We start from the raw sequence: 16,565 nt of genomic DNA, 5'->3' as shown, positions 1-16,565 counted from the left end.
ACGGCGCACACGCTGCCCAACCACCCTGAAGCCAGACCTTGCCGATCACCATGACCTCGTGAAGGACAGCCCCGCCGTGTCGCTGACGTCCCAACTCCAGGCCAAGGGAAGCCCCCTGTCCACGTTCCTGCGCGAACACCTGCCGCAGATCCGCCCCGCCACCGACTCCTTCCGCAACGCACTCGCCGACGTGGAAGCCGGGCCGCTGCTGTTACCCCAAGCCCCCGCCGGCGTCAGGCCCCTGTGGGGAACCCTCGGAGCAGCCGTCGACCACCGCCTGCGATACGCCTTCACCACTGCCCGCACCTGGGACACGGCCGTCACCCTCGGCGTACAGGCAGCCGCGGCATGCGCCTGGGCCGAAGGCGACGTGGCCGCGGCACACGCCTTCACCACCACCGGAAACGACCTCCACGCCGCCTTGGACGAGGTCCTCGCCCGACAGGCCCCCGACGATCGCGATCGGGAACTCCTCCTGCCGCTCGAGGCCGAAGAACACCTGGGCCGCCTGTGCATGGCGATGGCCTGGTTCGAAGAGATCTACCGCAGCGGATACCTCGCACCGGCCAGCCCCCTGGGAACGCTGCGCGCCGCCACCACCCTCCCCTCCCTCCTGCAACGCGTCCCCGACTACGCCGTCCGCGACCTGACCGCCCAGATCCGCAACGCACACACCGTCCTGGGTCCCCTCCGCGCCGCCACCACGCCCGACACCTGCCGGTCCGGCCCGACGTTCGCCGGCTCCACCGACATCGACGGCGCAGACGCTGACCTCATCGCCGACGGCCTTCTGATCGACATCAAAGCCACCAAGGACGCCACCCGGTTGGCCGCACCCGCCCTCAGACAACTCATCGGCTACGCCCTCCTGGACTACTCGGACCAGTACGGGCTCAACCGTGTAGGCCTCTACCTCACCCGCACAGCCCGACTGGTCACCTGGGACGTCGAGGAACTGCTCCAGATGATGGGCGCTCAAGCGCCCCTCCCGACCCTTCGTGCGGCCTTGTCCCGTCACCTGGCCCGCGCAACGACATGACACGTTCGGAGAGACTGCTGCCGTGCCGGGAGTGCGCTGGGCGTAAGACGTCTCCGGCGCCCAGCCGCTTCACCCAGGCGCGTTACAACAGGCACTCCAAATGTGTACCGGAGTGGGTTAGTCTGCACAACAGGCGTTACACTTTGAGTGGTCGGTGGTTCCCGCGCGGCTGCTCAAGGCGCCGTTTCGCCTGTTTCACCAGGAGGGCCCCTCCTCGGGGGCCCGTACCCACCCCTGCGTTGATCTTGTGGAGCCGCTGGTGTCATCGCGTTCGCGTTCCCCCCGCTCCGGAACCACGTTCAACCAGAGCGCAGCCGAGGCTCCCACCAGGACAGATCCTGCACCACGTCAGACCGCACCGGGCGCGGCCAAGGGGATCGAGCTGCCCAGCCCGACTGACCCCGTCTGGACCAGTATCCCGCTCTCGCTGCGGCAGGCCCTGTCGATGCCGGCACACCAACTGGTGACACCACCGCGCGGAGGGCTGGCAGAGAAATCCGGCCGCCGACTGCGACTTGCTCTGCAGGCCGCAGCCCAGCAGCGGACGAGCGGCTCGCACTGGCACGTCCTGCTCACCGCGCCCCGCTCCGCGTTCGGCGGTCCCCGCAGCACCCGCGCTGAGCAGACGTACCAACTGCTGGAACGGATCGTGACCCAATGCCTGCACCCCGGCCAGGCCCCCTCCGCAGGCCCGGCCCCGGCCCAGCCATCAAAGCCAGCCCCCGAACCGGCCCCGGTGACCGACGCGACCTCCATCCTCACCGAACCCGCCACGGAGCACGACGGCCTGACACACGAGACCGCCCCGGCGCAACGCGGCCCTTCCCCGGTCGCGAAGCCGGCCCCTTCCACGGGCCCAGCCCAGTTCCTCTCACAGCCCGCCGCTGCACCGGCGAGGCCAGGAGACACCTCGAAGACCGCCCCCGACTCCAGCGACACCGTCCGGACCAGCGCGACCGCCACCACGGCTCAAGAAAGCGAAACGGGTACCGCCGTGGCAAGCGCGCCCTCGGCAACCCCTCCATCTGCCACCCTCGCCCGCAAGCTGCTCCCCGGTCCGCCACCGGCAACCCTGCACGAGGCCCGCGCTGCCTTGCCCCAGTTCATCCGGGCGGCCGCCGACGGCACGCCCACCCCCCTGGCGCGCGATACCGACCACGCTCTCCTGATGGCCCCAACGGACGCCGCAGCACTGGGATGGGACCTGACCGGCGCAGAGGTGCACGGGATCGCTGATGCCCGCAAGAAACTCGGCGACCTCATCCGACACGCTTCCCAGGGCCGCCCCCAACTCCTGCGCCGCCACAACACCCCCGTGGCCGTGCTGATCCCCGCCGTCACAGAAAGCACCCCGCACCCGGCTACCACACCCGGCCCCCGGCCCTCTCCTGCTGAAGAGCCGTCCAACGACCACCCGACCCCCCGTCCTCCCAATGGCCTTCAGCCTCAACCAGACCTGCCAGTGCCCCTCGGCAGCGCCCCACATCCCGCGAAAGCCCCTGCACCCAGTCCCTCGGACGCTGCGGCCCGGTCGTCCGCTCACCCCTCCGGTGACTTGCCGACCGAGCTCGCCCCGCAGCCCGCCGTCGCCTCTGCTCCCGCAGCCGTCCCCGATTCCGGCGAGCCGGGCGTGCCGCGCCGTTTGGCTCCTTTGGATCAGGCTCTGGACACCGTCCTCATCTCCCCTGCCGGCAACACCACCACCGACACTGCCGCACCGCCGCACGGCCTGCCGACCGGTATCCCCAGCCTCGACCAAGCCCTCGGCGGTCTTCAGCCCGGCCGTTTCTACCTCGTCGCTGCTGCTCCCGGCGCCGGCGGCAGTCTCATCGCCAGCAGCGCCGCCCGCACGACGGCTCTGGACCACCGCCGCACCGTTCTGTACGCAGCCTCCGGTCTCAGCCGCGCCGACGTCGCCGCCCGGATCGTCGCCGCGCACCTATCAGTCGACTACCGCCGCTTGCGGACCGGACAGCTCACTACGACCGAACAGACAGAAGTCAGCGCCCTGTACCGCGAACTGCCTGCGGCCCCGCTGTTCATCGACGACGGCAGCGACCTGACACCCGCTGCGATCGCCGAGAGCGCCACGGGTCTGCTGGATCTGGCTCTGGTTGTCGTCGACCGACTCCAGGCCGCCGACGACCCCCGCTTGCCCCTGTCCGGGCCTCGCCTCACCGACGCCGCCCAAGCGCTGGCCCACCTCGCCCGTACCCTCCACATTCCGGTCCTGGCCGCCGTCGACACCGACCATGCCGACACGGTTGCCACCCTGAGCCTGGACACCACCCTCACCCTCACTCCTGACACCGGCAATCCGCACCAGACCCACCTGACCATCACCGAACGGGACTTGGGTACCCAAGCGGTCCTCACCCTGCACGCCGACCTCACCCATGCCCGCCTCACCGAGGCGCCACCGCACGCCCCCTCTACCCGCCCCACTCCCACCCAGCCCGCCGCGGCCCATCCGGCACCACCCGCACCCGCGGGCACCCCAGGGGCGTGGCCACCCACCGCCACCCCCGGCAACCCCACCCCACCCGCCGCCAGCGCACAGCAACCTCCCCCCACCCCGACCCCGCCGGCGGCCGCTGCCGCCCCTGAGCCCGCCCGGCAACGCACCCCCCAGCCACCAGGCAGCACCACCGGCGGATACGCCGGCCGCGACTACTCCTACTTCACCGGCCAGATCACCCGTGCCGTCGACCAAGCCCTCGCCGACCATGCCGGCGACGTCGAAACCGCGACCGAAGCCCTGGCGAAGAAAGCCGTCCCCCACGCCATGGCACTGTTCGAGGAGACCCGCGTCGGCTCGAACTACGAGCACACCGTCTACCCGGAGACCCTCGAATTCCTGCGGAAGAAAACCAAAGAAGGCGCCGACCAGGTCTGGGAAGGCCGCCACAACTGGACCAACACCACCCTCATCGACTCCCTCAACAACGGCACCCTCGACCCCGTGACCGTCGACGCCCTCGACACCAACGCCGCCTACCTGTCAGCGTTCAAGACCTACCTGCCCATCGGCACCCTCCAACACAACCCCGACGGCGGCTTCGACCCCAAACGCTCCGGTATCTACCTCCTCACCCAGCGCCCCACCTGGCACCACCCCCACCTCCCCGACCCCATCGGCAACCGCCACGAAACCGGCCCCGTCCTCCTCACCGACTCCACCATCCGCCTCCTACTCCGCTGCGCCCGCTACGGTCTGTGCGACCCACCCGCAATCGCCGAAAGTTGGACCTCGGGTGCCAGCGAGGGGCTGCTGGAGAAGTTCCGCCGTGTCCTGACCGAAGCGCGAGAAGCCGCCCTCGCCCGCGAGGCCGCCGGATACGCCGACGGCGCCGTGACCGTCGAGTACGTCAAAGCCATGTACGCGAAGTTCACCTCGACCATGGGCGAATCCAACGCCAACCTGGAGATCCGCCGACCGGAGTGGATGCACATCATCCGCTCCCAGGCCTTCGCGAACCTCTGGTACAAGGCCAACAAAGCCCACGAAGCCGGCCTGACCATCGTCCGTGTCCGCGGCACCGACGAACTCCACCTCACCGGCGGCCCATGGCGCAAAACCCCCGGCCAGGAAGACGGCGTGTTCCCAGAGGGCCGCCTGACCCAGCACATGAAACTCAAGGATCGCTACACCCTTCCCAGGAAGACCACCGCCTGAGATGTCGACCGACGGATGGAGGAACTTCGGCACCTACGGCGCCGGCCGCGACCCCGGAAACATCCACGGCCGGGCCGCGCTCGGCCGCGCCCTGGAAGACGTCCTCGAACGCATGATCATCGACGGTGGCATCAAGTCACCGGCCACCACCCGCCGCGGCCTCAAAGCCCGCATGAAGTACCTCACCACCACCCAAGGCGGCGCCCAGGCCATGGCCGACGCCGGCATCACCGCGTCCCGCGCCACCCTCCGCGCCTGGACCACCGGCCGCCAACGCCCCCGCCCCGGCAACATCGAGGCGATCGACACCGCCTACTGGAACCTGCGCGCCACCAACGTCCTGGCCAACCCCGGCGGCCTCAAACAACACCTGAACCGGGGCGGCCAGGGAACCCGAGTGGAAATCCACCCCATCAACCAGGACGTCGTCGACGAACACGCCCGCCGACGCAACCTGCGCGTACGCCGCATCCAGGTCCGCTACGTCTGGGACGCCGCCGTCGACGCCCTCATCGCCGGTGACACCGACGAACTTGAGCAGATCTGGGACGACATCATCGCCGACCTCGACTCTGACTGGGGCGCCTATACCTACGTCAGTCACATCGGTCTCGGTGCCTGACAACCCCCAGGACCGTCTGCGGTCTGTGGACGGTCCCGCCACCACACGATTCATGGACCGGATCGCTTCGATCCGCTCGGGGCACTCCGGCACCGAACACCGGACAAACCACGATTACGGCGGACGCCTGACAGGTGAGCGAAGGCGGCCAACTGGACGGACTTCTCACGGATCAGGAACCGGTCGTGGTGGCGTCGGATTCTCTGACCGTGGGATCCGTAGGGTCGTGGACTTCGAAGAAGTGCAGGCCTGCGTCGCCGACGACCGTGAGGACCCTACCGCTCGGGTCGAACGCGGCGTCGTAGATCCGGGAGTTGGTCTTGCTCCAGCACAGCGTGTGCATGTCGCTCAGTCGGAACACTCCGATGTAGTCGGGGAAAGCGAGCATCACGGCGTGGGTGTCGCTGGCAGCGACGCGCACGATTACGGAGTGGTGGGCTGCCGGGCGGGACACGCGGTATGTCTGTCGGGCGGTAGCCTCCCGCGGCCGCGCCCCGTTGAGGTTCCACACACTGAATACGCTGTCGTCCCAGTCAGCGCCTGCAGCGGCCGCAACGACACGGTCACCGCGCGGAGTGAAGCAGGCATCGCCCCAGCGTTGCGCACCGTGAGGCGAGGCAAGTTCGGTGACGAGCCGGCCTTGGGAGGTGAAGACACGCAGCGGCTCAAACCAGTGCCCGATCAGATGCTGTCGTTCCTCCGGCCCGAAGTTCACGATGACCGGAGAACCTTCCGGGGGGTAGCGCTCGGCAGGCACACCGACTGCCTGCGGCCATCGATGCCGGGTCGCAGGATCGCGTCCGGGAAACGGGAAGGAGGAGTGGGCAGCAACGCGGGAGGCGTCGGGGGAGGAGCCTTCCATATGCACGGTCATCCAGTGCCCGTGCTCTCCCGCCACGGCCAGGCTTCGGCCATCGGAGCTCCACCGTACGTGCACGAGTGCGGCCTGTCCGGGCCGTGCCGCGGCGGCAGGGCTGAGACGCCCGGTATCCCACATCTGCAGCAGGCGCCGGTCACTGGTGGCCACGAGCGCCGCGGAATCGGAATGCCAGGACACGCAGTCCCGGTCGTTATGGTCGGACCGCAGCGGGACAAAGGACTCGGGCATCGGCAAGTCCCCGGATGACAGAGCCTCATCGGACGGCACTCGCCACACGGTGATCCGACTCGGACCCCGATGAAGCCGAGGCGCCGACTCGCGTACGGCGAGCTGTTGGCCGTCGGCCGACCAGTAGGCAGTGGCTTCTCGCGTGTGCTCGGTGCGCCACAGGACGCGCTGAGCGAACGGGTCCACGATGGCCACGGCACGCTCCAGGTCCAGTACCGCAGTGCGACCGCTCGGTCGCCACATCAAAGATCCGCCGCGGCCCCACAGTGCCCGGGAGTGCCACTGCCGTGGTTCCTGGCTCTGGTCGGCCGGATCCGCCCATAGGCGCAGCAGCCCGGCGTGGTGCCTGTCGCTGGTGCGCTTCGGGGTGTGCGCGAGCAGGCCGTGAACGGGGTGCCAGTCGAGTGACACCTCGCCCTCTTCGTCCAGGTGCTGGATACCGGTCAGCGGCTGGGGACCGCTGCCCGCGTCCAGCGCGTACAAGGACACGCCCGTGTCACTGGCGACGCAGATCATGTCGGAGTCCGGTGACCAGCACAGGGCCGGCGGCGATTGCCGCAAGAGGGAGAGGCCGGCCAGGACAGGCACGGCCAGGATCTCCCTACCGGTCCGAAGGTCATAGACGGTCACGTCGTTGTGATGGTTGCGGAGAGCTTCCTCCGGAGTCGTCTCAACGTCGTGAGGCATGTCGAAGCGGTCACTGACACCGACGAGTGCCAGTCGGGTTCCGTCCGGGCTCCACCGCACGCGGTTGACCGTGTCAGGGCCTTCCATCGTCCATTTCCGCGTTCCCTCGGTGTCGAGGATCTCCACGGTGGGATGGGAGCCCGCGACGGCCAGGAGCCGACCGCTCGGGTGCCAGTCGACATCGTGGAATTCGTCGACACCTACGGCCGGAACACAGCTTTTGAGCGCCGGATGGTCGCGGTCGAGCGGCGGGTGCAGGTACCGCACCCCGCCGCCTGAGCGGGCCTGCCCGAGCCCCAGCAGCCATTGCGGCAGCGGGTCGAGTCCCAGGGCACGGTTCTCCAGGGTGACGGCCAGGTCGTGGCAGGACAGCGGGCCGGTGAACGCCAGCGCCTCACGGCGCATCAGGCTGGCCAGAACACGGGCGCCGGCGTCGTCGGGAACTGCTGCACGGTAGCGGGCAAGGTCGGCATCCACGGCGGTCGGTCCGGACCGGGCCAACCGCAACGCGAGGAAGCGGACATCCCGCACGGTTAAGCCCAACTCCTGCAGCAGACCTGCCTGCAGCAGATGGAAGGCCAGCGTGTCGGCGAGAAGCATGCGAGCGCCGGCCAACCGGTGCCATCCCTCGGCAGGCCGAAACTCGACCAAAAGCCGCTGACTGAACCCCGCCAACTGATCGGCATTCAGTACGCGCAGGGCCCGACGGATGATGCCGTGCAGACGCAGCCCCTGCCCGTCGACCGTACACAGTGACCGGCCGACGAAGCGGTCGCCCTCGGAACGCGCCCGCACATCACTGATGCCCCACAGCTGGTGCAGCAGCGCGAACGGCACCGCCTGACCAGCCGGGAACGCCGCCAGGGACACGAACCGTTCCAGACATCGCGGTCCACCGACCGCGACAAGATCGTCCAGACTCACCTCAAGCGTGCGGGCAATGCCCCTGGCCACGTCCGTATCGGACAGGTCATCCAATGCCAAGACACTGGCGCCGTCCAGCTCAGATGCCAGTTCACGCACCGCCTCGACCACGTCCTTGCCGTGCCGGCCCACCAGACTCCGCAACACTCCCGAGAGCATGACCAATGCCAGCGGCCAGTACCCCGCACGCGCCAGCAGCGGCTGCAGCACAGCCTCGTCAGCGTCGTCGACGCCCAGGACGGCCACAGCCTCGTCCACCGACATCTCGCCGACCTCGACCTCGACTGTCTCCACCAGCCCGGCACGACGCGTCGTGACCAGCAACTGCACCCCCGGCCCAAGCCCCTGGAAGGGGCGCAGATCAGTGGCACTCCACACGTCGTCAACGACCAGCAGGGCCTGCAATCCCGTCAGCGCCGACCGCAGAGCCTGCGCAGCAGCGGCCACATCGACATACACCTGCGGCGCCGCTGCACCGCTGACCTGCGCCGCCATCTCGGACAAAGACCGCGCCACGCGGTCCGGTTCCACCTGCGGACCCATCTGCGCCCACAGCACCCCATCCGGGAACTGCTCACGAATCTGTGGCGTGGCACAGACCCAACTCGCCAGCGTCGATTTTCCGAATCCGCCAGGCCCATGCAGCACTACCGGGCTCTGCCGATGCTCCAGCGCAGCCAGCACACACTCCGCCTGCCTCGGGCGTGGAACGAAGCGATCCGGGAGGACCGGCGCCATGGCCAGCGGTCCCACGGCACGCCCCTGGCCCATCCCCGGCCGTGGAGTCAGCGACTGGGCGGACGCGTCATGAGCGGCCAGCTGCACTGCACCTGACCGATCACCCGATGAAGAGGAAGCCTCGTCCTGGGCCTGCCGCCGCCACTGTGCCCACCGGTCCAGCGACAACAGCCCGGGCTGCACCGTGATCGCCGACAGGCCGCTCCTGGCGCGGGCATGCTGAACTGCGATCACCATCGCGGTCAACGCCCGCTCATGGGGGATGTTCTTTCCCAATACCCAGTCGCTGATCCGCTGCGGCGAGAATCTGGGCCGGTTGCGAGGCGGATCGGCCAACTTCTGCTCGACAGCGGCGGCCTGACGCGCGAAAGCGGCTTTGGACAGGCCAGAAGCGGTGATCAGCTCCTGCAGTCGCTGCGCGAACTGTTCCCGTGCCCCTGTCGGCCGGTCGCTGTCCGGCACCGAAAACCTCCGGTTTCTTCCGGTGGCGATCCGCTCCGGAAAGCTCATCGTAGCGATCCCACCTGCAACTTTGGGTGCCTTCCCCGACCGGATGCTGCCCCACCGTAGAGCCGGACTTCACCATCACGCCATGACCAACCCACACCGGCCCCGCCGCACTCGCAACCCCAACTGCCACCCCGGCTCACGCGTCAGGCGCGATCTCATGACGTCAATGCTGTCGGCAACTGCCGCTGGAGCCGTCAACGCCATTGTCAGCGTTGCTCTTCATGCGACCCAGCACTGGCTGCAGCATTAAGACTTCAGGAAGCACTGCCGGAGCGAGCCCTACCCGAGGCTTCTCGGGTGGGGGCGCCCGTCAGCCTTGGAGACCGGCCCCAGGAACCATCGGTCTGGACACCCAAGCTGTCCTCCCGGCCAGGGACCAGGGTGCACGACGGGAGCAAGTCCATCGACCTCAGGGATGCGCGCCAGGGATGCTTCTGGGCTTGATCCGCTTCGACGGACATTCGAGATCAGGGGCTCTGCCCCGGGAGGATGTCCGTCGAAGCGGATCAAGCCCAGTCACGCCATCGCCCTGTTCCGCGGACGCGACACGACAGTGGAGAGCAAGCGATCGGCCATCGTGACGCTTGCGGGCATCCTCGAGGAGCGCCGCGCCCTGCTCAAAGACAAGATCAGCAAGCCCGACGAAGGTGCACTGTTCGAGATCGCCAACCGCTACGACCTACGTCACCGCAAGGCAGGCCAGCGCGGCGAGTACGACGAAGTGTTCTTGGACTGGATCTTCTGGTGGTACCTGGCCACGGTGGAGCTGACGAACCGGCTCGTCGCCTCTCGCCTCGCCAGCGCCGAAAGCTGACTGACGAATACGGCGCAACCCCCGTACCTGAGGGAAGGGACGGTGTGGCGTGGACGGGCGGCAGGGGCGAGAAGGCCGGCGTGGGTCTGACCTCCAGCGGCCCTGGCGGGGCCGCTTGCCGCCGTTGGTTGCGTCGGGCTGTCGACGGCGCAGACGACGGTGGAAGGCCTCCAGTAGATCTTCGCGGGGAGGCGAAGACCGCGAACACGCCGTAGATCATTGGGCTGGTCCGTCCGCACCTGTCGGACAAGGCGATCCGCAACGTGCTGCTAGTTCGAGGCGCCGGATCGGCGGGGCGAGCCGTCGCAGAAGCTGTGGGGTGTGACGGCGGCGGGGCTGGAGGCGGTTGCGGGGCAGCTGCAGCGAGGGACGGAGCACGGCGCAGACGACGCGAGCGGAGAAGGCCCACAGAAGGCGAACCGGTTCCTAGGACGCTCACCACCCGTGACCGCGGGTGGTGAGCTGCTCTCCAGCCCTAGGTCCGTGTGGCGCCCTTCCGTCAGCGGCCGGCCCGGGGATCGCACGGCATCTGGCAGCAGGTGGGTGGACCAGCCGACCGCTGGCCGGGCCCTGCCAGGTGGCCGGTGGCCGGTGGCGGGAAGGCAGGATGGCTGCAGCAGCGGCTCATGCAGACTTCAGCAGTCGACGATACCTTTGATTCAAAGGAATTTTTCCTCTTTGCTCCAATGATATTATGAAATCTGTTTATTAATCCTTTGAATCTAAATTTTTGGTCGAAATGAAGCGATCGTCCGTGGGGTTCTGTTAGATTGTTTCACGAACCCCCTGCTCGTTGCGGCGAGCAGGCGCGAGGCCCGCCCTACGGCGGGCCTTTGCTTTTGTCGGGCCGGCATTGGCTGGTCAGACCCACTCCTGCGGCTGGGTCACGACCTTGCCGTCTCCCAGCGGCACCGAGGCCGGGAGCTGGGAAGCCCGGACGACGCCCTGCCGGATCGGCTTGATGAACGCTGGCTGGAGCTTCTTCAGCCAGTGGCTAGGCTGGGCAAACGGGTTGAGGATGCCGATAGTCAACCCGAGTTCGCTCTTGACCATCCTCAGAGGCTCGCACAGATCGCTGTCGTTGCTGATCAGCACGGCCATGTCGCAATCCTTGCGGAAGGCGTCCAGGAGCATGTGCGCCCCTATATGGACGTCGGTGCCCTTCTCCTCAGTCTTGATCACCTCCACCGTGTTGGGGCCACCAACGGGCGGGCTGGCCAGCCTCATACGGGTCTTGGTCTGCGAGAACCTGCCATAGTGAATCGACACCTCCGGCAGCGTCTCCAACGCCCTGAGGTAGGCGTCCTGGCGAGCCGGGCCGTCGGGATCATCAGGTCGCGGAGTGATCCGAGCCGTGAAGTAGCGGACCCGCTGGATCCGAGTCCCAGCCGGAAGCAGATTGCGACACAGCTCCACCGGATCGAGCCACTTGGAACCCTTCTGCCCCTTCAGCCGCCCGTAGTAGAGGTTGAAGCCATCGATATAGATGTTGGTTAACACGACCGATTACCGTACGCGCCTAAGGAGTCCCAGCGCTGCGAGTACAGCCAGCCCGACACCGCCCGCACGCCGACGAACCAGCCGTCCCCGAACGACCGCTGCGACCCGTGCGGGGCGCTGCTCCCGAGATCCAGGTGTGCGTCCCGGCGACCGCGCCAGCAACGAGCACGTCCGCCGCCGCCCCCGCCACGGCAGCAGCTCGAATAGCGCGCCGCGTCCGTCGGGCGAGAGCAGACCGGGCGCACTGGGGTTGGCCAGCCATCCAACGGTTTTTGGGCCCGTCAACTGCCATCGGTCTGCCACGAATCAACAACGCTCGCTCGCAGCACCATGACGCAGGAAACGAATGGTTCGCCACACTCGGCACCCGGTCATTGACCAGCGACACCGCCTCGGGAGCACACCAGTATTCTGGGCCCGTGACACCCCGCCGATGGCGCGTGCACTGGGGGATGCGTGAGCTTCGAGGAACAAGTCGTTCGGGCTCTGGGCAAGGACCGGGCCGACCGTGTTCAGGCGGCAGCCCGGCAGTTGATGACGCTGGCCGACGGCAATGCCCAAAGCACGCAGGCCGTGGTCCACATCAATGTGCCGCTGCGCGCCCACAATGCGCATGACGCGACAGCCGAGCTCGCCGACCTGCTCAACGCCGCCGCACCGGAGGAGACCTGGACGTTCGTCACCGTCTCTCATCCCGACGGTACGTGGTCGGGCAAGGCGAGCCCGTTCATGCAGGACACCACCGCGCTCGGCTCACGGGACTGGATTGCCCATTTCGCCCTGTCCGAACTGCACATGAGGATGGCGGCCTGGCGGCTGACCCAGCTGTGGCGTGCCGCCGAACTGGCCGAGCAGACCGTGGAAGCCCTTGGCCGCTGGCGGCTGCTCGTCGCAGCCGCATGCTCCCGCTCCCTGCTGGAGGGCGCGGCCGCCCTCACCCACGAAACAACCCTCCTTCACGAGGCATGGGACACGTTCAAGAAAGTCGGCCCGCCCACCACCGACTCCCTCACCCAGTTCAGCGCCGACCTCAACAACCGCCTGGCAAAACTCCAGTACGCCTCACGCATCGGACAAAGCGCCGACCGGCCTCCCGTGCTCCAGAGCACCAACGTGATGACCTACATCAATAAACTCGCCAAGAACACCACGACCGTCGACGTGCTCGACCTGTACGAATGGCTGTGCGACGCAGTCCACCCCAGCTTCGGCTCCGCCACCACCCACACCGTGTTGCGGGCCTCGGACCGTCCCAAAACGCACGCCGTCGAGCACTACGCGCGCCGCCCCCTGGAGGGCCTAGCCGCCTCCGGCTACGTCATGCAGCCGACCGTCGCCCACGCAGCCGCCGACGCCCTCGTCCTGGCCGCCGATGTGGTCCACAGCAGTCTTTCGCTCGTGAAGTGGACCATGGACGACATCGGCCTGACAGCAGAGATCCACGGCCTCAACCGCATCTCCTACGCCGGCGCCAGCGACCAGCCACCCCAGCGCAGCGACACATGCCCGTGCGGCAGCGGCCGCAAGTACAAGCGATGCGTGCACCGGTGGGGTCAACCGAGCACCCCGCCCTCATCGGCCGCCGAACCACGGGAAGCCAGGCCGAAGCGCCAGCCTCGGTCCTGATCCGTGGAATGTGCACAAGGAGGCTTGTGATCACGACGCCTGCCAGGCGCCGGGCGATGCCATCCCGCTTGCGCCGCCTTCGGGGCATCTCGTAGTGCCGCCGCACGCAGCAAGCAAGTACCGCTCACTTGAAGGTGTGGAGCTGTGGGACAGATGCAGCAACGGTCCCCCCAATGACGCAATGTCATATGCCTTTTGCCCCGGGCGGTGGACAACACAGGGCAGACCAGGGAAGAGGACGGAACGACGGAGACGGACTCGAGTGAGCAAAGGCTGTGCAGAACAGCTGACCCCGACGCCCTATTCGTCGAAGGTGCCGCACAAAGCCGCGCCAAAGCGCTGTACAGCAGCTGCAGCGCCCGAACCCAGCGCCTCGCCTACGCCCTGGACCAGCGCATTGCATTCGGTGTGTGGAGAGGCATGACCGAGCGCGAACGCAGCACTCTGCTGCGGCGCCGGCCGACCGTCACTTCCTGGCGGCGCTTGCGCGTGCCTGCCTCGCGGGCCGCGACCTGTGCCGCGTCGAGCAAGCAGTTCCCCACGCCGCGGCCGCGGTGGTCTGCCGCGACGGCAAGCAACTCGATCTCCACCAACGCTTCCACCAGGGAGGCCCGCTGGGCGGCAGTCTGACCGTCCAACCAGCGGATCGGCGGGGTGGCGTAGACCATGCCCACGACCGCATCCCCCTCGCGGGCTACCAGACAGTGCCCGAAGCCGTACGGAAGGTGGATCCGCCCGCCCTGGCCGGCGACGGCATCAGCGAGCGCAGAACCGGAGGGCACCCCCGCGCACCCCACACCATCGCCAAGCGCCAGCGCAGTCAACGCCGTCACTGCACCGGCTCACCAGGCACAGCCGGAGCAACAACACACGAACCACCCGAACTGCCGGTCACCACAGCACCCTACGGGACCCCGCGGGGAGCGGAATACTCTGGAACAGCCCCCACTGCCCCGCCCCGCCGGCCCGGTGCACTTGCGTCTGCCCCTTCCCGAGACATGGGGACGGGACATCGCCGGCCCCGGGCACGCGGTGCTGGCCGGGAGACCCGTTGGAAGGCCAGCCCTGTACATGCCGCAGCGCCCTGGAGCAACGCGGTAGGCCCCACAACAGACTGTCGCGGCACAGGTTGTGGACCGTGCAACGACCAAGGCGCGCCCGTCACAGCGCGATAAGTTCAGACGTCCGGCTGAGCGCCAGTCAGGGAGGCTGGAGAGCCGCCGACAGAAGGAATGATCGTGGCTGAGTTCTGGATCGGTCCTCGGAAGTACCGAACGAAAGGCACCGCCGAAGAGGCCGTGCGGGCAGTGCTCTACCGCTACCAGTTGGGGGAGACCGTCGATGCCGAGGAGGACCACCTGCTCCTGGTGGACCTACTCGACATGCACCATGAGGCTGCAGAAAAGATCGGCCCCGGCATCGAAGCGTTCGCCATCGCACCTCCGCAGATCGGCTCGTCCCCCGGGTTCGAGGTCGTCCGCGTCGACGGCTCCAGGATCGACTTCTCGTACAAGACCTGCATGAAGCCGCCGACGGTGCGACAGCAGGTCCTGAACATCATGCGATCCGAAGTGCAGCCGCAGGCCAACGGCTACTTCGAGGCGCGCAAGGAAGCCGGGAGGCTGGTTTCCGACCAATCCGGCCAGCAGCTCGACAGCTCAGATGTGGCGGTGTCCTACTTTCGAGGCCCGGCGTTTGTGGACATCGCGGAGGAGTTCGCTGCCATGGTCGACGGCTGGGACTCCATCCCGATGACGCCCTCGACGGAACCTGGACTGGGCCGGATCGCGGACCGCGAGCTGGCCGAGCGGTGGAAGGACCACCACCAGGAGCGGGCGGTGCTGGGTCTACTGTCCAAGAAGGAGAACCAGCGGCGGCCCCGCCGGTAGCAGGCCGCACGCCAGCCAGCGGCGGCCCCGCGCGTCCGCCGGGCGCCGCTGCCGCCTGGCCGTGCCGCGCGGCCGCTGCGAGTCCGGCCGCGCCCACCCCGGCTGCCGCGTCAAGGCGCGCCGGCCCGTCCGACGGTGCCGCGCCCCCGTCCGCCGCGGCCCGCGCCCTCGCGGCCGCCGTCCGTTCGCCGTGGCCCCGTTCGCCGCGCGCCGCCGGGCCGGGGCGGACGCGTTCGCCGAGGCGGGCGTCGACGACCCGGTGTAGCTGGAGCTGATGCGCTCCAGCGCCGAGTACTCCCCGGATCTGAAGCACGCCGAGCGCGTCGCCGCCCGCGCCTCCACCCACCCCGGCAGCCAGGACGCCCTGTTGCTCGCCATGGTGTTGGTCGCTCACGCGCCCGGGACCTGGACGGACGTGGCCGTGCTGCGGCACGCCCGCGCCCTGCTGGCCGCCGCGGTCGTTGTGCCTCGGGGTTGAATTGTTGCCTGTGGTGGGGGTTGAGGGGGGCGCTGGTCGATGTCGGTGATGTTGTGGCTGCCGCGCCGCGCCCGCCGGTCCGGGCCGCGCCCAACTGGCTCCGCTTGGGTTGTTGGTGGTCGACGGGGCCCTGGCGGGTGGCGCTCAAGGCGCAGGGCGAGGCGGGCGTGCGGGCGCGCTGTGCCGGGCCCGCACGCGGTCGAGTTGGAGGACTCGTGGCGGCTGTGTCTGACGTCCCGGCGGTGTTCAACGCGGCCGCCCTGCGCCGACGCGGCCGGGGCCGTCTACGGCTCTTGCTCGCTGCCGCGCCGATGAGTGCGTCCTCAGGCGCAGCGGGAAGAAACCCACCCCGCCACGAGGAGCGCGCGCCTTCTTACGGAACACTGCCCCTCCGATGAGACCCACCAATTCCCGGGGGAGTAATATCCAGTCGGGTAGAGAGCTGTACAGAAATCATTTCATGAGCAGCTCCATACAGTAACGCAGGACAGAAACCGTGGCGGATATCAACCCGAAGAGAACGGGACTGCCAATCCCCTTTATCCACCATTTCAAATTCGCTACAATTCATTAACTGGTTCAGACCACTACGGCGGGTACACAACATCACAAGGTGTCACGGTTACAGACTTGAGCGGTACACAATTACGTGACATACTCAGGTACACAACCCGCCCCGGACGAGACTGTCCCTGACGGGCGCTCAGAGCAGACCAGCCCCACCGCCCGGCCCTCCCGGACAGCACAGCTCAAGAGACAGAGCATCAAATAGCAGATCAGAGCGCCACGTTGACCCGTATAGACCACCCGCGCAGACCCTCCTCCCGCTTCGCCCCACCTCTCCGAATATGTAACGACCTACTCGGCCGGCACCCCTCCCTCCTCTAGCCAGCGCTGTGAATGTCGCGGAGCGACGTTACAACACTCCGTCACGTAGTGACGGCGCGTCATGTC

9 protein-coding genes and 3 pseudogenes are annotated in these 16,565 nt (G+C 68.0%); 9 read left to right on the top strand and 3 right to left on the bottom strand.

Going from position 1 to position 16,565, the window contains the following annotated elements; translation table 11 throughout:
* Nucleotides 1-58 precede the first annotated feature (58 nt).
* The 4 genes and pseudogenes from C4U44_RS34455 (at nucleotide 59) to C4U44_RS34445 (ending at nucleotide 5,337) form a co-directional block, all read left to right on the top strand.
* Nucleotides 59-1,039 (top strand): hypothetical protein, encoded by a 981-nt coding sequence (locus tag C4U44_RS34455; RefSeq protein ID WP_146088366.1) that lies wholly within the window; start codon nucleotides 59-61, stop codon nucleotides 1,037-1,039.
* Between the two features lie 445 nt (nucleotides 1,040-1,484).
* A pseudogene (locus C4U44_RS43720) lies at nucleotides 1,485-2,363 on the top strand (hypothetical protein); the annotation flags it as partial.
* A gap of 327 nt (nucleotides 2,364-2,690) precedes the next feature.
* Nucleotides 2,691-4,715 carry a DnaB-like helicase C-terminal domain-containing protein gene (locus C4U44_RS34450; protein ID WP_235032449.1) on the top strand — a complete coding sequence of 675 codons (2,025 nt, stop codon included), beginning with the start codon at nucleotides 2,691-2,693 and terminating at the stop codon, nucleotides 4,713-4,715.
* Nucleotide 4,716: 1 nt separating this feature from the next.
* Nucleotides 4,717-5,337, top strand: coding sequence for a hypothetical protein (locus C4U44_RS34445; protein ID WP_103888999.1), 621 nt, complete (start codon nucleotides 4,717-4,719; stop codon nucleotides 5,335-5,337).
* 172 nt (nucleotides 5,338-5,509) lie between these two features.
* On the opposite strand, the gene C4U44_RS34440 is transcribed toward C4U44_RS34445, so the two are convergent.
* Entirely contained in the window at nucleotides 5,510-9,304 is a 3,795-nt protein-coding gene (locus C4U44_RS34440; RefSeq protein WP_103888998.1) for an NB-ARC domain-containing protein, read from the bottom strand.
* A 514-nt stretch (nucleotides 9,305-9,818) separates the two neighbouring features.
* On the opposite strand from C4U44_RS34440, the pseudogene C4U44_RS34435 reads away from it, so the two are divergent.
* Nucleotides 9,819-10,118: pseudogene (locus C4U44_RS34435) on the top strand (hypothetical protein); the annotation flags it as partial.
* An 861-nt stretch (nucleotides 10,119-10,979) separates the two neighbouring features.
* Here the strand turns inward: C4U44_RS34435 and C4U44_RS34430 are convergent.
* Nucleotides 10,980-11,618 carry an NYN domain-containing protein gene (locus tag C4U44_RS34430; RefSeq protein WP_103888997.1) on the bottom strand — a complete coding sequence of 213 codons (639 nt, stop codon included), beginning with the start codon at nucleotides 11,616-11,618 and terminating at the stop codon, nucleotides 10,980-10,982.
* 456 nt (nucleotides 11,619-12,074) lie between these two features.
* Here C4U44_RS34430 and C4U44_RS34425 point away from each other — a divergent pair, with 456 nt between their 5' ends.
* Entirely contained in the window at nucleotides 12,075-13,244 is a 1,170-nt protein-coding gene (locus C4U44_RS34425) for an SEC-C domain-containing protein (protein WP_146088364.1), read from the top strand.
* Between the two features lie 207 nt (nucleotides 13,245-13,451).
* Nucleotides 13,452-13,730: pseudogene (locus C4U44_RS34420) on the top strand (WhiB family transcriptional regulator); the annotation flags it as partial.
* On the opposite strand, the gene C4U44_RS42955 reads toward C4U44_RS34420, so the two are convergent.
* Nucleotides 13,622-13,912, bottom strand: coding sequence for a GNAT family N-acetyltransferase (locus C4U44_RS42955; RefSeq protein ID WP_235032448.1), 291 nt, complete (start codon nucleotides 13,910-13,912; stop codon nucleotides 13,622-13,624). The pseudogene C4U44_RS34420 and the gene C4U44_RS42955 overlap by 109 nt on opposite strands.
* 570 nt (nucleotides 13,913-14,482) lie before the next feature.
* Between C4U44_RS42955 and C4U44_RS34410 the strand changes: the two genes are divergently transcribed.
* Together C4U44_RS34410 and C4U44_RS34405 are read left to right on the top strand one after the other, a co-directional pair.
* Nucleotides 14,483-15,133, top strand: coding sequence for a DCL family protein (locus tag C4U44_RS34410; RefSeq protein WP_103888994.1), 651 nt, complete (start codon nucleotides 14,483-14,485; stop codon nucleotides 15,131-15,133).
* 274 nt (nucleotides 15,134-15,407) lie between these two features.
* Nucleotides 15,408-15,611: a hypothetical protein gene (locus C4U44_RS34405; RefSeq protein ID WP_103888993.1), complete on the top strand. Its 204-nt coding sequence runs from the start codon at nucleotides 15,408-15,410 to the stop codon at nucleotides 15,609-15,611.
* The last annotated feature ends 954 nt before the right edge of the window (nucleotides 15,612-16,565 follow it).

This window comes from Actinacidiphila yanglinensis, from assembly GCF_900107965.1.
In the GTDB taxonomy this organism is placed as follows: Bacteria; Actinomycetota; Actinomycetes; order Streptomycetales; family Streptomycetaceae; genus Actinacidiphila; species Actinacidiphila yanglinensis.
This window is presented reverse-complemented; position numbering and strand designations above follow the sequence as displayed.

Excerpts from the sequence above, each read along its gene's own strand:
- C4U44_RS34405 (WP_103888993.1), top strand. The coding sequence starts at position 15,408 with ATGCGCTCCAGCGCCGAGTACTCCCCGGATCTGAAGCACGCCGAGCGC.
- C4U44_RS34445 (WP_103888999.1), top strand. The coding sequence starts at position 4,717 with ATGTCGACCGACGGATGGAGGAACTTCGGCACCTACGGCGCCGGCCGC.
- C4U44_RS42955 (WP_235032448.1), bottom strand. The coding sequence starts at position 13,912 with ATGGTCTACGCCACCCCGCCGATCCGCTGGTTGGACGGTCAGACTGCC.
- C4U44_RS34440 (WP_103888998.1), bottom strand. The coding sequence starts at position 9,304 with ATGAGCTTTCCGGAGCGGATCGCCACCGGAAGAAACCGGAGGTTTTCG.